Below are 1,463 nucleotides of genomic sequence, written 5' to 3' on the forward strand. Positions count from 1 at the left end.
TGAGCGTGGAGGCCAGGTGGTGCTGGATATCCCGCACCGTCATTCCACCGGCGCATCAGGCCTGGTGATTCACACGCATCCAGCCCGCCCCGGTCGGCGCTGGCCCTTGGCGCTACCCGGGCGCGGGGTGAAGGTCCCGGCCCGGTCCCGGGGCACCCCGATCTCGAAGGGCCCCATCCTGACGAGTCCACCGTCTTGGACGTGGTTCCGTTTCTGGCGTTACCACGAGCCTGGGAGGTTGGCTCGCCCCTGTCGTAACCCAGGTGCTCGCTCAAGCCAAGCGGCCAGGCCCCTCTCCAAGGCCTCCCTTGGTGCAGTGCCGGCAGCAGACCATCAGTCCCGGTCATGCTCACCTGCCCGGAATCAATCTGCTCAAACAAGCCATCCAGAGCCCCAGCCGAGCGCAGCTGGCCGACCACATCCCGACCACCAGCAGAAGCCCTGTTGTCATCATCAGTAGCAGTCATCAGTGTCAGTCCTTCCACAAGGGCTTACACAAACCATTGAACAGGCTCTGTCGATGCGACGCATCGCCGACCTGGAGAGGAAAACCGGCCCGGTCGACCAGCAGTCCGACGATGATCTGGGCGTCGACCCTCCTCTCCTTGGAATAGCCGACCTTGCGCAGGTCGTCCTCACGCTCGGCCTCAAAGTACAAGGTGGTCACGCCTGCAGGCACAAGGCAAGGCCCCTGGTGGCGGTGACGTGCTCGAACAGGACCTGAGAGATCGCCTGGCGGTAGCCCCGCTGCCCGCAGCGGCCCAGGGAGCGGAACAAGGTCCTGGTGCTGACCGACTCCAGGCCCAGATCACCCAGGACACGGGAGACCTGGGCCTTAGAGGTCGGCTCGATCAGACGCGTCAGAACCATCTGCTCAAACGCCCGATCACTCCCAGTGGCGTCCCCCAGCCCCAGACGGGTGTAGGAGTCGTGCAGGACCTTCCACAACAAGGCCGAGCGCTTGGAGACTACCGTTGCGCCTACCAGGCCGGCGCGTCCAGGCGCTGGGTCCAGGGACTCCAGGTCCAGCATCCCCTGGCCCTGCCAGACGGCGATCTTCTGCCGCCCAGCCTCCAACAGCGCCGCCACCTCGGTCTCGTCGTGGGCTGAGCCCAGGTGCTCCACGATCCGACGCACACCACCGGACTTGGACACGATCTGCACCGCCGTGGCCCCCGAAGCGGTCCTGACCTTACGCACAAACGGGCTCACACCAGTGCACCATACGGGCTCTTAGTGCCCCACCACCAGACCCCCAACACCGCAATACCAACGAAAACTCACATCCCACCACCCACAACCCACCAAAATGTCACGAGTCAGGGTAGTGGCCGGGAACCACCACTGACGAGGCACAGCGGATCAAGGAGCTAGAGAAAGAGGCCCGAGAGCTGCGAAGAGCCAACGCGATCCTGAAAAGCGCGTCAGCTTGTCTATCGCGGCGGAGTGTGAGCGCCCGTCCC

The 1,463-nt window shown here is 64.6% G+C and carries 2 pseudogenes; one reads left to right on the forward strand and one right to left on the reverse strand.

Features of this window, described 5'->3' with window-relative positions:
* Positions 1-532: 532 nt before the first annotated feature.
* Positions 533-1,212, reverse strand: a pseudogene (locus HMPREF0975_RS07450) (IS1634 family transposase); the annotation flags it as partial.
* A 122-nt stretch (positions 1,213-1,334) separates the two neighbouring features.
* On the opposite strand from HMPREF0975_RS07450, the pseudogene HMPREF0975_RS16645 reads away from it, so the two are divergent.
* Positions 1,335-1,463 (forward strand): annotated as a pseudogene (locus HMPREF0975_RS16645) (IS3 family transposase); the annotation flags it as partial.

Origin of the sequence: Actinomyces sp. oral taxon 849 str. F0330, from assembly GCF_000239715.1 — a bacterium.
GTDB classification, from domain to species: domain Bacteria; phylum Actinomycetota; class Actinomycetes; order Actinomycetales; family Actinomycetaceae; genus Actinomyces; species Actinomyces johnsonii.